A 15,310-nucleotide genomic window follows, 5' to 3' on the forward strand; every position below is an offset into this window, starting at 1 on the left:
CCTGTTTACCGTCAGAACGGCACCCAGAGGGTGACTCTGGTGCCATTGCCCGGAGCCGACTCCACCCTGGCCGTCCCGCCGACCTCGTTCAGCCGGGCGGTGATGGACTCGCTGATCCCGAAACCGGCGGGCCGGGAGTCGAGGCTGAACCCGGCGCCGTGGTCGCGGGTGATCACCGCGACGCCGCCTTCCTGCTCCTCGACGCGCACGACGACCTTGTCCGTCCCGGCGTGCTTGAGCGTGTTGCGCAGGGACTCGCGGACGGCGTCGCGGATCGCGATCTGCCGGACCTCCGAGAGCGTGTCGTCGTCGAGTTCGGCGATCACGAGCTGGGCGCGCAGCCCGTCGCGCGCCATCTCCGCCGCGAGCGACGCGAGCTTCTCGCCCAGCGGCCGCGATCCGGCCTCCGACCGTTCCGAAGCCTCGTTCTCGATCGTCTGCCGCAGTTCCATCGACTGCGCTCGCGCCAGCCGCTGCACCTCGGCGAGCCGTTCGGCCGGGTCGCCGTGGTTGGCCAGCGCGATCGCTTCGAGGGTCTGCAGCACGGAGTCGTGCAGGATCCGGTGCTGGCGGGCGCGTTCGGCGATCCGGCCGTTGCGGATGCCGTACGCGAGGGCGAGCCGGGTGCCGAGCCCGATCAGGACGAGGGCGCCGCTCGCGGTGAAGAGGACGCCGAGCATCGACGGGAAGGTGGCCAGCGCGTCGCCGGGCGCGGCGTGCCCGGTGGCGAACAGCGACGCGAGCATCCGCACCGGGAAGCTGACGACGGCCAGCGCCACGGCGGCGGGCATCCCCAGCGCCAGTGCCAGCAGCGCGACCTCGCCGAGCAGGTGCTTGCCAGGCACCGCCATCGCCTCGGTGAACACCGAGGCGGGCACGAGCGCGCCGACGGCCAAGGGCGCGAGCAGCGTGAACGCGAGATCGAGGGCCAGCAGCCGGACGGCGTGCTGCGGGCGGAACGGCGCCGAACGCAGCATCCACCGGATCCCGTACAGCGAAAGCGCGAACGAGCCGAGGGCCACCAGCCCGACCGGGCCGATCCCGATCATGCCGTGCGTGGAGACGTAACCGGCGAACGTGGCAGGCACCGCGAAGAGCCGGTAGACCAGCGGGACGAGGGCGACGTAGCGGGCGGCCCTGAGCAGCAGGTTGTCGCGATAGGCCGTGTCGACGGGACCGTTCATCTGCTGGATCCGCCGCAGCGCCCGCATCGGTGTCGGATCGCCGACCTCGTCGGACAGCTCGCTCGTCGCCGTGGCCAGTGCGGGCGCGCCACGACGCAGCAGCGTCACCAGAAAACTGGACGGCCGCTTCGCCATGGAATTTCCCCCTGCCCGGAGCACCGGCAGGAGTATCTCGGGTTACGCCGTATGGATCCAGAGACCAACGGGGTTTATCTCAGCTGATGACCGGAAATCCGTGACGAAACGGGCCCGCTAGGCCCCGATGCCGTTCTCGGCGGCCCACTTCTTCAATTCGGCCACCGCGTCGTCGTGCTCCAGCGGACCGCGGTCGAGCCGCAGTTCCTTCAGGTGCTTCCACGCCTTGCCGACGTCCGGCCCCGGCTTGAGCCCGAGGATCCGCATGATCTCCTCGCCGTTGAGGTCCGGCCGGACCCGGTCGAGGTCCTCCTGCGCCTGGATCGCCGCGATCCGCTTTTCGAGGTCGTCGTAGGTCGCCTGCAGCGCGGCCGCCTTCTTGCGGTTGCGCGTGGTGCAGTCGGCGCGCACCAGCTTGTGCAGCCGGGGCAGCAGGTCGCCGGCGTCGGTGACGTAGCGCCGCACCGCCGAGTCCGTCCACTCACCCTTGCCGTACCCGTGGAACCGCAGGTGGAGGAACACGAGCTGGCTGACGTCCTGGACGATCTCCTTCGAGAACTTCAGGGCGCGCAAACGCTTGCGGGCCATCTTCGCGCCGACGACCTCGTGGTGGTGGAAGCTCACGCCGCCACCCGGCTGGAACTCGCGCGTCGCGGGCTTGCCGACGTCGTGCAGGAGCGCCGCCAGCCGCAGGATCAGATCCGGCTCAGAGGTCGGCTCGTGCGACTTCTCCAGATCGATCGCCTGCGCGAGCACCGTCAACGAGTGCTGGTAGACGTCCTTGTGCTGGTGGTGCTCGTCGATCGCCAGCCGCATGCCGGGCACCTCGGGCAGCACGTGGTCGGCGAGCCGGGTGTCGACCAGCAGCTCGAGACCGGGCCGCGGGTCGGCCGCCAGCAGCAGCTTCGACAGCTCGGCCTGGACGCGCTCGGCGGTGATCCGCTCGATCTCCTCGGCCATCGACGTCATCGCGTCGATCACCCGCGGCGCCGCGGTGAACCCGAGCTGCGCGGAGAACCGCGCGGCCCGCAGCATGCGCAGCGGGTCGTCGGCGAAGGACTCCTGCGGGGTCGCGGGCGTGTCGAGCACCCGGTCCTGCAGCGCCTGGAGCCCGTCGTACGGGTCGACGAAGGTCTGGTTCGCGAGGTCGATCGCCATCGCGTTGACCGTGAAGTCGCGGCGGAGCAGATCTCCCTCGATGCTGTCGCCGAAGGTGACCTCGGGGTTGCGGCCGACGCGGTCGTAGCTGTCGGCGCGGAACGTGGTGATCTCCAGGGTCATGCCCTGCTTGGTCACCCCGACCGTGCCGAACGCGATGCCGACGTCCCACACCGCGTCGCCCCAGGCGCTGACGATCTTGAGCACCTGGTCCGGCCGGGCGTCGGTGGTGAAGTCGAGGTCGCTCGACAGCCTGCCGAGCATCATGTCCCGGACGCTGCCGCCGACCAGGTACAGGCCGTACCCCGCCTTCGCGAAGAGCTTCGCGAGCTCGTCCGCCAGCGGGGAGATGCGCATCAGCTCCGTCACAGCGTTCTGCATCGCAGTGCTCTTCCCCGCAATCGCCTGCCCGGCGACCACCTTGTTCACGACAATCCCACCACGATTTGGATGTACTTACTCTGCCCCGGCCCAACACGGGCACGGTGAGCCAGCGTACCCGTACCGCCGTTTGCTCTAGCATCGCAGCATGTCTGGATCAGCCGGCCGCTCCGGCGCTTCGAAGCCGGGCCGCCGGCGGAGGCGCAGGCGGGGACGGCGGCTGACCACGGTCGACGAAACCTCGGCCGGCGGTCTCGTCGTCGACGCCGAGCGGACGCACGCCGCGCTGATCGGGCGGCTCGACCGGCACGGCAGACTGCTGTGGTCGCTGCCCAAGGGCCACATCGAGGACGGTGAGACGGTGGAGCAGACCGCGGTGCGCGAGGTCAAGGAAGAGACCGGCATCTCCGCGCGCGTTCTGCAGCCCCTCGGCACCATCGACTACTGGTTCGTGGCCGAGCGACGCCGGGTGCACAAGACAGTGCACCATTTCATCCTGGAATCCACCGGCGGCGAGCTTTCGGACGAAGATGTCGAGGTGACCGAAGTCGCCTGGGTACCGCTCGCCGACCTGGAGACCACCCTCGCCTACTCCGACGAGCGCAAGCTGGTCCGGAAGGCGAAAGAACTCTTCGCGCAGCAACAGCACACCGCCGAGGGAGCACCTGAGTGAAGCGGCTTGCCGCCACTGTCCTGTCGATCCTGTTCCTGGCCCTGCCCGCGTTGTTCGGCGCGGTCGCGCAAGCACAGGAGCAGCCCCGGCTGCGCGTGGACCTCGATCAGCTGAACCCCCGCGTGATCACCACGAGCTCGACTTCGCTCACCGTCACCGGCCGCGTCACCAACATCGGCGACCGGCCGATCAGCAAGCTGAGCGTCCGGCTGCAGCAGGGCACCCGGCTGCAGAGCGAGCAGCAGATCGGCGACGTCCTGGCGGGCGGCAAGTTCAAGGACCAGTCGGCGACCGAGTTCGTCGACCTCGAACCGGACGCCCTGGAAGCCGGGCAGAGCGCGGCGCTGAACCTGAGCATCCCGCTCGGCCAGTCCTCGAAGCTGCAGTTCTCGAAGCCCGGCGTGTACCCGCTGCTGGTCAACGTCAACGGCACCCCGGAGTTCGGCGGCCCGGAACGGCTCGCGGCGGTCAGCCTGCTGATGCCGGTGCTCGGCCTGCCAGGCAAGGCGCCCGCGACGCGTCCGTCGTCGCCGCCGTCGGCGAGCCTGCTGTGGCCGATCGCGAACAGCACCGTGCACGTCGTCTCGTCCCCGCTCGGCGGCCCGCTGACCCTGGCGGACGAGCGGCTGGCGGACGAACTGGCCGCGGGCGGACGGCTGGATTCGCTGGTCGCGGCGGCGCGCGCGGCCGAGGCCGACACGAAGGTCTCGTCGTCGTTGTGCCTGGCCATCGACCCCGACCTGGTCGCGACCGTGGACGGGATGTCCCGGGGCTACCAGGTCGCCACCGGCGGCGGGCCCGCTCCCGGCAAGGGCGCCGAGACGGCGAAGAACTGGCTCGGCCAGCTGAAGGCGCTGGTCGCGGGCCGCTGCGTGGTCACCCTCCCGTTCGCCGACGCCGACCTCGCCGCGCTGACGAAGGTCAGGGCGGGCGACGCCACCGACACCGCGCTCCTGGGGAGCGCGGTCGGCGGCGCGGCGACGATCAAGAACCTGCTCGGCATCCAGCCGCAGGACGGCGTGCTCTGGCCGGGCGGCGCCCTCGACTCGCAGACGCTCGAAGCGATCGGCAAGACGGGCGTCAAGACCGTGCTGACCGACTCCGGCAAGCTTCAGTCCGGTTCCCCGCTTTCGGGCGGGGTCACGATCGAAGGAACGAACCTCCGCGCGCAGCCGGTCGACACGCTGATCACGTCCGCCCTGAACGGCGCCGGGGGCACTCAGAACGGCCTCGGCGCGATCGCCTTCCGGGCCGGGCTCGGCGGCCAGGCGTCCGGCCAGGAACGCTCCCGGATGCTGGTCGCGCCGCCGCGGCACTGGGCCGCGTCGGGCACCGACCTCACCACGTTCCTGGAGCGGATGGGCGACTTCTACGCCGCCGGCCTCGTCAAGGCGACCCCGCTGTCCGAACTGCTCGGGGAAAGCCCGTCCGGGACGGCGTCGGTCAACTACGCCCCGCAGGACCTGACGACGGCGACCAGCGGCGACGTCACCGCGAAGATGTCCCAGATCGACAACGAGACGCTCAGCCTCTCGTCCGCGATGACGATGGACACCACCAAACGAGTGAATCCCGCCGACGTGATCGCCCCGGTCCGGCTGGCGCTCGTCCGGGCCGCCTCGACCTCGTGGCGCGGCGCCGACGCCGCGACCGTCACCGGCAACGCCCGCGGCGACCTCGACGCGATCCGCAGCCAGGTCACCGTCGAACGGCCGAAGCAGACGATCGCGCTGGCCTCCGGCGCGTCACCGCTGCCGGTGTTCATCACCAACAGCCTGCCGGTCGGCGTCGACGTCCAGGTCGCCTTGAGGAACAACGTCGGCCTGCGAGCGACCGACGAAACCCAGTTGCAGGCGCAGATGGTCCCGGCCAACAGCGCCCGCAACCGGCTGCTGCCGATCGAGGCGCTGCGGGCGGGCCGGTTCAGCGTCGACGTGGCACTGACCACCCCCGACGGGACCCCGCTCGGCTCCGCCGCGCGGTTCGAACTGACCTCCACCGAGTACGGCGCGATCACCATCATCATCACCGTCACCGCGGCCGGCGCGTTGCTGCTGCTCTCGTCCCGCCGGATCTACCGGAGGATCAAGGACTCGCGAGCCGATCGGGCGAACGAAACTCCCCCGCGTGTGACCCAGGACGCACAGGTTTAAGTGTTTCCGGGCGTTGCCGATTACCCTGGGTCGAACGATGCCACCGGGCATCACGTAGTCGAGCACCGAGGATTGGGCGCACGTTGGAAAGAGAGCCGGGTGTACCGCCCGAGCGTGCAGGCCGTCCCCGGCGCGAAGGCACTCCGCCACCGCCCCGTCGCACCGATGGTCCGGCACGCCGTCCGGAGCGTCGTCAACCGCCGCCGCAGCTCCCGCCCGAGCGCGGCGAGCGCCCGCGTCGTGCGGCGCCGCCGCCTCCTCAGCAGCCGCCGGACAACCGGCGTCAGCGGACCGCGGGCCGCGCGGACGACGAGACACGGCGGCTGAGGCCACCCCAGAACCAGGCACCGCCGCGCAAGGCGCCCCCGCCGACCCGCCGTCAGCAGGTCCCGCCCCCTCAGGGGCCGCCGCTGCCGCAGCCGACCCAGAACCCGGCACAGAATCCGACGCAGCGCCGTCCGTCCGGACCGCCGCCGGGGTCGCATCAGGCCCCGCACCAGACGCCGCCACCGCCGCATCGCGGGCGCCGCCAGCCGCCACCGGTCCGCCCGTGGCAGGTCGACCGGCGCGACGAACCCGACGCGACCCGGTTCATCCCGCGCACCCCCGGCGTCCCGATGGGGTCGCGCTGGCCGGTCGCCGACCCCGACGTCCTCCGCCCGTACGACCAGCTCGCCACGCAGGTCATGCCTGCGATCAAGGACGCGCCGCTGGTCAAACCGCGGCCGGGCGAGACCGGTGAACAGGACGTCGCCGCCCCGGCGCAGACGCCGTCCATCGCGAAGTCCAGCGGCCGGATGGCGATCGCCTCGCTGATCAGCCGCATCACCGGTTTCGCGTGGAAGCTGCTGCTGGTCGCGGCCATCGGCGCCCAGGTGGAGAACGACTCGTTCAACGTCGCCAACACGATGCCGAACATCATCTTCGAACTGCTGATGGGCGGCGTGCTGTCCAGCCTGGTGGTCCCGCTGCTCGTGCGGTCGCAGGACGACAAGGACGGCGGCGAGGCCTACACCCAGCGGCTGGTCACGGTGGCGGGCACGTTGCTCGTCGTCGGGACGGCGGTCGCCGTCTTCGCGGCGCCGCTGATCACCAAGCTCTACGTCGACGACAAGGGGCAAGCGAACCCCGACCTGGTCACCGCCTTCGCGTACCTGCTGCTGCCGCAGATCTTCTTCTACGGCGTGTTCGCGCTGCTCTCGGCGATGCTGAACGCGAAGCACATCTTCGGCCCGACGGCCTGGGCGCCGGTGATCAACAACCTGGTCGTCATCTTCACGATCCTCGTCGTGTGGATCATGCCGGGCGACATCTCCACGAACCCCGTGTCGATCACCGACCCCAAGGTGCTGACGCTGGGCCTCGGCGTGACCGCCGGCATCGTGGCGCAGTCGGTGCTGCTGATCCCGCCGCTGCTGCGGTCGGGATTCAAGTTCAAGTGGCGCTGGGGCATCGACAAGCGCATGAAGGAGTTCGGCGGGCTCGCGCTGTGGACCGTCGGCTACGTCGCGGTCAGCCAGGTCGGCTACACGATCACGACCCGCGTGCTGACCAGCGGTTCGCAAGGCGGTGTGACCGCGTACAGCAACGCCTGGCTGCTCTTCCAGCTGCCGTACGGCGTCATCGGCGTGTCGCTGCTGACCGCGATCATGCCGAGGATGAGCCGCGCGGCCGCGGACGGCGACCACAAGAAGCTGATCGGCGACCTCTCGTACGCCTCCCGGATCTCGACGGTGACGCTCCTGCCGATCTCCGCGGTGATGACCGTGGTGGGCGGTTCGGTCGGTATCGCCCTGTTCACCTTGGGCAAGGGCCGGGTCGAGGACGCGACGCGGCTGGGCGAGGCGCTGGCCATCTCCGCGTTCGCGCTGCTGCCGTACGCGCTGGTCATGCTCCAGATGCGGGTGTTCTACGCGATGAAGGACGCGCGGACGCCGGTGCTGATCATGATCGTGATGACCGTGGTCAAGGTGCCGCTGCTGTACCTGTGCCCGGCGCTGCTGTCGCCGGACAACATCGTGCTCGGCGTGATGATGGTCAACGGCCTCACGTTCGTCGTCGGCGCGATCCTCGGTCAGGTCTGGCTGTGGGTGACCCTCGGAAACCTGCGGAGCAAGCGGGTCCTCGGGGTGATCCTCTTCACGGTCGTCGCGAGCGTGCTCGGGGTCGGCGCGGCCTGGCTCGCCGGCCAGATCGTTCCTGACTCGTTCGGGCCTACTTTCCATGCCTGGGTGAAACTTCTGCTGCAGACGGTGGTCGGGATCGTGGTGTCGTTCGGCGTGCTCATGGCCTTGAAGGTCGAGGAATTGAAGCCCGCCACGGCGAGGATCACCCGGTTGATCAAGCGGCGATAACGATTCACGCACGGATGGCGCGCGTTCACGGGTCGTATTCTGGGTACCCTCGGGGCGGGAGCTACGCGGGAGAGTGCGGTGGATACGAGACGGAGCGAACAGGCAGGGGAGGCGAGCCAGGTGGGCGTTCGTGCCCAAGGCGGGTCGCTGGCCCCTGGCCGGGTCGTCGGTGACGGCCGGTATCGCCTGCTCGCACAGTTCGGGGTGGACGAGCGGGCGGCCGCGCATCTTTGGCGTGCCCGCGACGGGCAGCTGAAGCGGGATGTCGCGCTGACGCTGCTGGTCGGCGACCCCGCGGACGCGGAGGCCGCGAGGCTCGCGCGCCGGACGCTGGAGCGTGCCGCGCACGCCTCGAAGTTCGGCCACGGCGGGGTCGCGCGCGTCCTCGACGTGCTGAGTCTCGGCAGCGGCGTCACCTCGAGCGAAGGTCTGCTCGGTGTCGTCGTGGCGGAATGGACCAAGGGCAGCGACCTGGTCGACCTCGTGGCGCAGCGCCCGGTGGCGCCCGCCGCGGCGGCCAGGATGGTGCAGGCGCTGGCGGAAGCCGTCGACCACGCCCACCAGAACGGTCTCGTCCTCGGCCTCGACCACCCGCAGCGCCTGCGGCTCACCCCGGACGGCGCGCTGAAGCTCGCCTTCCCCGGTCCCTTGCCCGAAGCGACCCTTCGCGACGACGTCAAGGCTCTCGGCGCTGTCCTGTACCTGCTGCTGACCGGCCGCTGGGCCCTTCCCGGCGGTCCGGCCGCGATCCCGGCGGCGCCGCACGCGCCGACCGGGCGGGTCATCCCGCCGCGTTCGCTGGTCCCGACGGTCCCGGTCGAGCTGTCCTCGCTCGCCGTCCGCACCATCGAGGACGGCGGCCACGGCGGCATCCGCACCAGCGCGGCCATCCTGCGCGTGCTGGACCAGGTCGCCGAGGCCGAAGAACGCACCCAGCTGATCAAGGCCGTCGGCGAGGAAGAAGCGCCCGCCGAGGCCGACGGCACCGTCTGGACGACGAAGAAGCCGGTCAAGGACGTCGCGCGGCGCAAGAAGCTGGCGTTCGGCGTGACCGTGCTGGTCGTCGCGACCGTGGTCATCCTCGCTTGGGGCGGGATGATGCTGATCAACCTGTTCCAGGGCGAATCGAAGTCCAGCGGCCCGCAGATCAACGTCGCCGCGTCGTCGTCTTCGGCCGCTCCGCCGGCACCCGGCCAGCAGCCGCCGCCCTCGCAGCCGCCGCCGGCTCCCACCGTGGGGGCCGCGGTCAAGCCGTCGGCCGTCACCGTGTTCAACCCGGGCAGCAAGGGCGACAGCCCCGGCCGCGCCAAGAACGCGACCGACGGCGACCCGGGCACCGTGTGGAAGACCGACGACTACGACGAGCAGTTCCCGGTCCTCAAGAAGGGCGTCGGGCTGGTCGTGACCTTCAAGGACCCGATCAACCTCAGCCAGATCAAGATCGACTCGGGCAGCCCGGGCTCGAAGGTCGAGATCCGCTCCGCCGACAAGAAGAACCCGAAGCTCGACGAGACGAAGGTCGTCGGAGCCGGGGATCTCGCGGAGGGTGAAGCGACCATCGCGTTGCAGCAGCCGCAACAGGGTCAGTACTTCATCGTCTGGATCACTCAGCTGGGTGAAGACAGCGACGGCAAGTTCGCCACCGAACTGAAAGAGCTGACCTTCCTGCCTGCGGGGTGACCCCGGACACCGACTCAGTAGGCTCTCTCGGGTGACAGCTGCAGCTCCAACGGACGCGGATCTCATAGCGGCGCATGCCGCGGGTGACCCGCACGCGTTCAGTGAACTGGTCCAGCGACATCGAGACCGCATGTGGGCGGTGGCCCTGCGCACCGTGCGGGATCCGGAAGAAGCCGCGGACGCCCTGCAGGACGCGTTCATCTCCGCGTTCCGCGCAGCGGGCAATTTTCGAGCCGAATCGCAGGTCACGACGTGGTTGCACCGCATCGTCGTGAACGCGTGCCTCGACCGCATCCGGCGGGGCAAGGCCAGACCGACCGTTCCGCTGCCCGAGACCGGGCAGTTCAACGAACCCGCTTCGCCGCGCGACTCGATGTCCGAGCGCGAGACGAGTCTCGTGGTCAAGGAAGCGCTCGACCAGCTTCCCGAAGAACAGCGTGCCCCGATCGTGTTGGTCGACGTCGAGGGATACTCCGTCGCCGAGACGGCGAAGATGCTCGGCATCGCCGAGGGCACGGTGAAGAGCAGGTGTGCCCGAGGTCGCGGAAAGCTCGCGAAGGTTCTCGGACATCTACGGAACCCCGATGCGATTGCGAACGTCCCAACTCACGAAAGCAAACGAGAGCGCGCTACCCCGGAACGGGGTGCCAGGCGTCCTCAGGGCACGCCGGGTGACGGGGAGGGAAGATGACAGACGAGAGCAGGGGGATCGGCGGGACCGTCGGTCCGCCGTGGTCTGTCGATGTGCTCGCCGACCTGCACGCAGGTGTACTGGACGAGCGAGAGGCGGCCGAACTGTGGCCGCTGGTGAACGCCGACCCCGAAGCACTGGCGATCATCGAAGCACTCGAAGCGACCACGGCCGATCTCGCGGGACTCGCGAACGAGCCGGTCGCACCGATGCCCGCCGAGTACGCGGCCCGGATCGACGCGGCGCTGGCCGCCGAGATGCGGTCGTCGCCTGCCTTTCAAGGCGCACCTCAGGGGCAGCAGGCGCAGGTCGCCCCGGTGGTGGACCTCGCGGCCGCACGGCGGCGGCGGAACAAGCGGATCGGCTGGGGCGCGGGGATAGCGACCGTGGCCGCGGCGGCGATCGCCGCCGTCGCGATAGTCGTGCCCACCACCCAGCAGTCGACACCGGGCGGCGTCGCGCAGCCCCCGCCCGCTCCTAACGGCCCTTCGGTCGGCGGAGACGGCGGCGGGGCGGAAGCGCTCGTCGGCAAGGCGATCGGCGTCCGCGACTTCGGCTCGCTGAAGACCGAGGAGAAGCTGGACGCCTGTGTCGAGGCCGCCGGACTGGACCCCGACGTGCGGCCGGAGGGCATCCGGCCGGTGAACGTCGCGGGCAAGGACGGCGTGATGGTGATCTACACCACAGGCAAGCTCGCCCAGTTCCGCATCGTCGCCTTCGGGGCCGACTGCGGCCCGGGCAAGCCGTCCCTCCTCTTCGACAAGATCATCGGCCAGAAGTAAGCGGTAGCGGCGTTAGCGAAGGTCCCTTGCTCCCTTGGCGGGAGCAGGGGACCTTTGCTATCACCGCCGCAAGGCAGGAGAGGTAGCACCGGTCACTCCGGGAACACCGGCCCTTACGATCGTGTTGAGCCTGGTGAACAGGTCACTACGAGCGGAGGTCACGGGTGGCTGCCGAGGAGATCAGGAACCTGATCATTGTGGGATCGGGTCCTGCGGGATACACCGCCGCTGTCTACGCAGCACGCGCGCAGCTCGAACCGCTGGTGTTCGAGGGCACTCAGTTCGGCGGTGCGCTGATGACGACGACGGAGGTCGAGAACTTCCCCGGCTTCCGCGAAGGCATCCAGGGTCCCGACCTCATGGAAGAGATGCGCGAGCAGGCCAAGCGTTTCGGCGCGGACCTGCGCCAGGAGGACGTCGAGTCCGTCGAGCTGACCGGTGACGTCAAGTACGTCGTCGCGAACGGCAAGCGCTACGCGGCCCGCGCGGTCGTGCTCTCGATGGGCGCCGCGGCCCGCTACCTGAACGTGCCCGGCGAGCAGGAACTGCTCGGCCGCGGTGTCTCGGCCTGTGCCACCTGTGACGGTTTCTTCTTCCGCGACCACGACATCGTGGTCGCCGGTGGCGGCGACTCCGCGATGGAGGAGGCGACCTTCCTGACGAAGTTCGCCAAGTCCGTCACGATCGTCCACCGCCGCGAGGAGTTCCGCGCCTCCAAGATCATGCTGGAGCGCGCCCGCGAGAACGAGAAGATCAAGTGGGCGCTCAACAAGCAGATCACCGGCGTCGAGGGTGAGGGCAAGGTCGAGGGCCTGAAGCTCAAGGACACGGTGACCGGCGAGGAGTCCCAGCTGGACGTGACCGGGTTCTTCGTCGCCATCGGTCACGACCCGCGCAGCGAACTGGTGCGGGGTCAGGTGGACCTCGACGAGGACGGCTACGTGCTCACCAAGGGCCGGACCTCGTACACGAACCTTCCCGGTGTCTTCGCGGCAGGCGACCTGGTCGACCGCACGTACCGGCAGGCGATCACCGCCGCCGGTTCGGGCTGCGCCGCGGCGATCGACGCGGAACGATGGCTGGCGGAGCACGCCGGCGTCGAGACCGCTCAGGAGACACCCGAGCTGGTCGGCGGCGGCTACGGCGCCACCACCAACTGACTTTCCCGCACCGGAGTTCACCACCCCCAGGAGGAGACACCATGGCCAACAACACCGTGACGGTGACCGACAAGACGTTCGTCGACGACGTGCTCACGAGCGAGAAGCCCGTGCTGGTCGACTTCTGGGCCACCTGGTGCGGTCCGTGCAAGATGGTCGCCCCGGTGCTCGAGGAGATCGCGGCGGAGAACGGCGAGAAGCTGACCATCGCGAAGCTCGACATCGACGCCAACCCGAACACGGCGCGTGACTACCAGGTGATGTCGATCCCGACGCTGATCCTGTTCCAGGGCGGCAAGCCGGTGAAGCAGATCGTCGGCGCCAAGCCGAAGGCCGCGCTGCTGTCGGACCTCGCCGACGTCCTCTGATCTCGCGTTTCACCTGCCGAAACCCGGGGCCTGCCCAGGCTCCGGGTTTTGTCTTTGCGCGGAATGGGTACATCGTAGTGTTACGGCGACGCCTGGACGGGTTCCCCGAACGGGGACTTGACGCACCGACCGGGCCTCCGCGCTCACCGAGAGTTCACAGGGCACAATAGAGCACCGGGGTTCGCCCCGCAGGGTTTTCAAAGTCGTGCATCGAGCTCGATCGGTGCCCCAAAGGGAAGAGCGAGGAGTGCATGCGGGTACTCCGCCGCGGTGACGCCGGACCGGACGTCGCCGAGATCAGGTCCACGCTGGCGGCGATGGAGCTGCTCCCGCCGGTGACCGAATCCGGGGAGTACGAGGTCTTCGACACGGCGATGGAACATGCCGTGCGCGCCTTCCAGCAGCGCCGTGGGCTCATCACCGACGGTCTGGTGGGTCCGGCGACCTACCAGGCGCTTCGCGGCGCGGGCTTCCACCTCGGCAGCCGCCCGCTGACCTACATGTTCTCCGCCCCCATGCAGGGTGACGACGTCTTCGCGCTCCAGGAGCGGCTGACCGAACTCGGTTTCGACGCCGGCCGCCCGGACGGGCACTTCGGCCCCCAGACCGAACGCGCGCTCAAGACCTTCCAGCGCGACATGCGCCTGGTCGCCGACGGCATGTGCGGTCCGGCCACCATCCGCGAGCTGCACCGGCTCTCGTCGCCGCGTGCCCGCGGCGGCCGTCCCGTTTTCCTGCGTGAGCAGGAGCAGGTGCGCCAGGCGGGCCCGCGGCTGCGCGGCAAGCGCATCGTGATCGACCCGGGCCACGGTGGCGAGGACCTCGGCGTCGTCGCGGGTGGCCTGCGTGAGGCGGACATCGCCTGGGATCTGGCGCGGCGGCTCGAAGGCCGGATGCAGGCCACGGGCATGGAGGCGCTGATCTCGCGCGGCCCGAACCAGAGCCCGAGCGAGGGCGACCGGGCGAAGTTCGCGAACGAGGCGGGCGCCGACCTGTTCCTTTCGCTGCACAACGACAAGAACCCCTCGCCGAAGGCGCAGGGTGTCGCGAGCTTCCACTTCGGCACCGGCAACGGCACCACGTCGACCGTCGGTGAGCTGCTGGCGGGCTTCATCCAGCGCGAGCTGGCCGCCCGCACCGGCATGCTCGACTGCCGCACGCACTACAAGACCTGGGAGATCTTCACCCGCACCCGCTGCCCCGCGGTGCGGATCGAGATCGGCTACCTGACCAACCCGGAGGACAGCCGCAAACTGGCCGACCCGGCTTTCCGCGACGTCGTCGCCGAAGGCATCCTGGTCGCCGTGAAGCGCCTTTACCTCCTCGGTGAAGGGGACCAGCCGACCGGCACGTTCACCTTCGCGGACGTCCTGGCCCACGAACTCGCCAAAGCGGAGTAGCCAGTCCTCCACACCCGCACGCGGGCGCACATCCCGCTGCCGAGCCGCTCGGCACAACCGGTTGTGTGCCCCCGCTCCAGACCACGCCACCCGTAGATCCATCCGGCGCGCAGCCCCCGCCCTTCCCGGGGGGCGTCCCCAGGTCCAGCCTACCCATCCACAGATTTTCCACCGCTCCTATCAGCGATCTGTGGATAACTCGGCGGGTTACCCACAGCTGTCCCCAGGGCGGGGGGTGGCTGCTGCGCGCACCCGGAAACTCTGCTAGAACGCCTCACACGAACGCTATGAAAGGCCCCTTCCTTGCGAAATTTGCAAGGAAGGGGCCTTTCATAGCAAGCGGAAGGTGACCGTCCAGAACGGGCGGGAAGGGTGGGACGACGTCAGGCGCGGCCCAGGCTCGGTTCGGCGGTCGTGATGGAGACCTGGCCCAGCAGCCGTTCGAGGGCCGCCTCCACGTCTTCCTTCCACGAGATCGCCGACCGCAGTTCCAGCCGCAGCCGCGGCCACCGCGGATGCGGCCGCACGGTCTTGAACCCGACGCTCTGCAGGAACGCGGCGGGCAGCACGCAGCTGTGCCCGCCGTCCGGGTCGGTCTCGTCGGGCTTGGCGTCGCCGAAGGCTTCGATCGCGCGGACCCCGCGTTTGGTCAGGTCCTTCGCGACGGCCTGCACCAGCATCCGGCCGAGCCCGCCACCCTGGAATTCGGGGAGCACCTGGAAGGCGGTCAGCAGCACCGCGTCCGGTCCGGGCGGCGAAGTCGGGAAGGCCAGCGAACGCGGCACGGCGTTCGGCGGCGCGTAGAGCACGAAACCGACGGGCAAGGTGTCGCTGTAGACGATCCGGCCACAGGAACCCCACTCCAACAGCACGCTGGAGACCCAGGCTTCCTTTTCGACCTCTGTCGCGCCGTATTCCTCGGCCTGCGCCTTCATATGCGGCGCCAGCTCCCAGTACACGCAGCGGCGGCAGCTCTTGGGCAGATGCTCGAGGTTGTCCAGGGTTACGCCCACGACGCGACGCGACACAGACAAACCTCCCTGAACGGACGACACCCGACGCAGCCCTGTCCCGAGCAGGGCTCGCTGAAGGGGTCTCGACCGAGGATAGGCCGATGTGATGAACACCGGAAGGCCAGGGCCCCTCAAGGGAGGGTGGTTACACTCGATGGAACTACCAGTCGGTAGCGAC

12 protein-coding genes are annotated in these 15,310 nt (G+C 69.6%); 9 read left to right on the forward strand and 3 right to left on the reverse strand.

From position 1 onward, the window contains the following. Positions 1 to 11 precede the first annotated feature (11 nt). The gene (locus IE302_RS18470) at positions 12 to 1,319 is read right to left on the reverse strand and encodes a sensor histidine kinase (RefSeq protein ID WP_191255771.1); all 1,308 of its coding nucleotides are present in this window, start codon (positions 1,317 to 1,319) and stop codon (positions 12 to 14) included. A 117-nt stretch (positions 1,320 to 1,436) separates the two neighbouring features. Then, entirely contained in the window at positions 1,437 to 2,858 is a 1,422-nt protein-coding gene (locus tag IE302_RS18475; protein ID WP_191255772.1) for a CCA tRNA nucleotidyltransferase, read from the reverse strand. 148 nt (positions 2,859 to 3,006) lie between these two features. Here IE302_RS18475 and IE302_RS18480 point away from each other — a divergent pair, with 148 nt between their 5' ends. From IE302_RS18480 to IE302_RS18520, 9 genes are all read left to right on the forward strand, one after another. Next, complete coding sequence (locus IE302_RS18480; protein WP_191255773.1) at positions 3,007 to 3,531, forward strand: NUDIX hydrolase; 525 nt, start codon at positions 3,007 to 3,009, stop codon at positions 3,529 to 3,531. Further along, positions 3,528 to 5,684, forward strand: coding sequence for a DUF6049 family protein (locus IE302_RS18485; protein ID WP_191255774.1), 2,157 nt, complete (start codon positions 3,528 to 3,530; stop codon positions 5,682 to 5,684). Before IE302_RS18480 ends, IE302_RS18485 begins: the two co-directional genes overlap by 4 nt. Positions 5,685 to 6,301: 617 nt before the next feature. Next, a complete protein-coding gene (gene murJ / locus IE302_RS18490; protein ID WP_229907887.1) occupies positions 6,302 to 8,038 on the forward strand; it encodes a murein biosynthesis integral membrane protein MurJ in 1,737 nt (578 codons plus the stop codon). Positions 8,039 to 8,158: 120 nt separating this feature from the next. Further along, positions 8,159 to 9,718 carry a protein kinase family protein gene (locus IE302_RS18495; protein ID WP_191256278.1) on the forward strand — a complete coding sequence of 520 codons (1,560 nt, stop codon included), beginning with the start codon at positions 8,159 to 8,161 and terminating at the stop codon, positions 9,716 to 9,718. A 31-nt stretch (positions 9,719 to 9,749) separates the two neighbouring features. Beyond that, positions 9,750 to 10,409, forward strand: a complete 660-nt coding sequence (sigM, locus tag IE302_RS18500) for an RNA polymerase sigma factor SigM (RefSeq protein ID WP_026467183.1) — start codon at positions 9,750 to 9,752, stop codon at positions 10,407 to 10,409. Beyond that, a complete protein-coding gene (locus IE302_RS18505; RefSeq protein ID WP_191255775.1) occupies positions 10,406 to 11,191 on the forward strand; it encodes an RsmA family anti-sigma factor in 786 nt (261 codons plus the stop codon). Before sigM ends, IE302_RS18505 begins: the two co-directional genes overlap by 4 nt. A gap of 164 nt (positions 11,192 to 11,355) precedes the next feature. Next, complete coding sequence (trxB, locus tag IE302_RS18510) at positions 11,356 to 12,351, forward strand: thioredoxin-disulfide reductase (RefSeq protein ID WP_005154470.1); 996 nt, start codon at positions 11,356 to 11,358, stop codon at positions 12,349 to 12,351. A gap of 41 nt (positions 12,352 to 12,392) precedes the next feature. After that, positions 12,393 to 12,719 (forward strand): thioredoxin, encoded by a 327-nt coding sequence (gene trxA, locus IE302_RS18515; protein WP_005154472.1) that lies wholly within the window; start codon positions 12,393 to 12,395, stop codon positions 12,717 to 12,719. A gap of 251 nt (positions 12,720 to 12,970) precedes the next feature. Further along, positions 12,971 to 14,119 carry an N-acetylmuramoyl-L-alanine amidase gene (locus IE302_RS18520; RefSeq protein ID WP_007032252.1) on the forward strand — a complete coding sequence of 383 codons (1,149 nt, stop codon included), beginning with the start codon at positions 12,971 to 12,973 and terminating at the stop codon, positions 14,117 to 14,119. Positions 14,120 to 14,502: 383 nt separating this feature from the next. Here the strand turns inward: IE302_RS18520 and IE302_RS18525 are convergent, their stop codons facing one another. Next, positions 14,503 to 15,147 (reverse strand): GNAT family N-acetyltransferase, encoded by a 645-nt coding sequence (locus IE302_RS18525; RefSeq protein ID WP_007032251.1) that lies wholly within the window; start codon positions 15,145 to 15,147, stop codon positions 14,503 to 14,505. Between the last annotated feature and the right edge of the window lie 163 nt (positions 15,148 to 15,310).

The sequence above is a fragment of the Amycolatopsis oliviviridis genome, from assembly GCF_014654365.1.
Taxonomy (GTDB): Bacteria; Actinomycetota; Actinomycetes; order Mycobacteriales; family Pseudonocardiaceae; genus Amycolatopsis; species Amycolatopsis oliviviridis.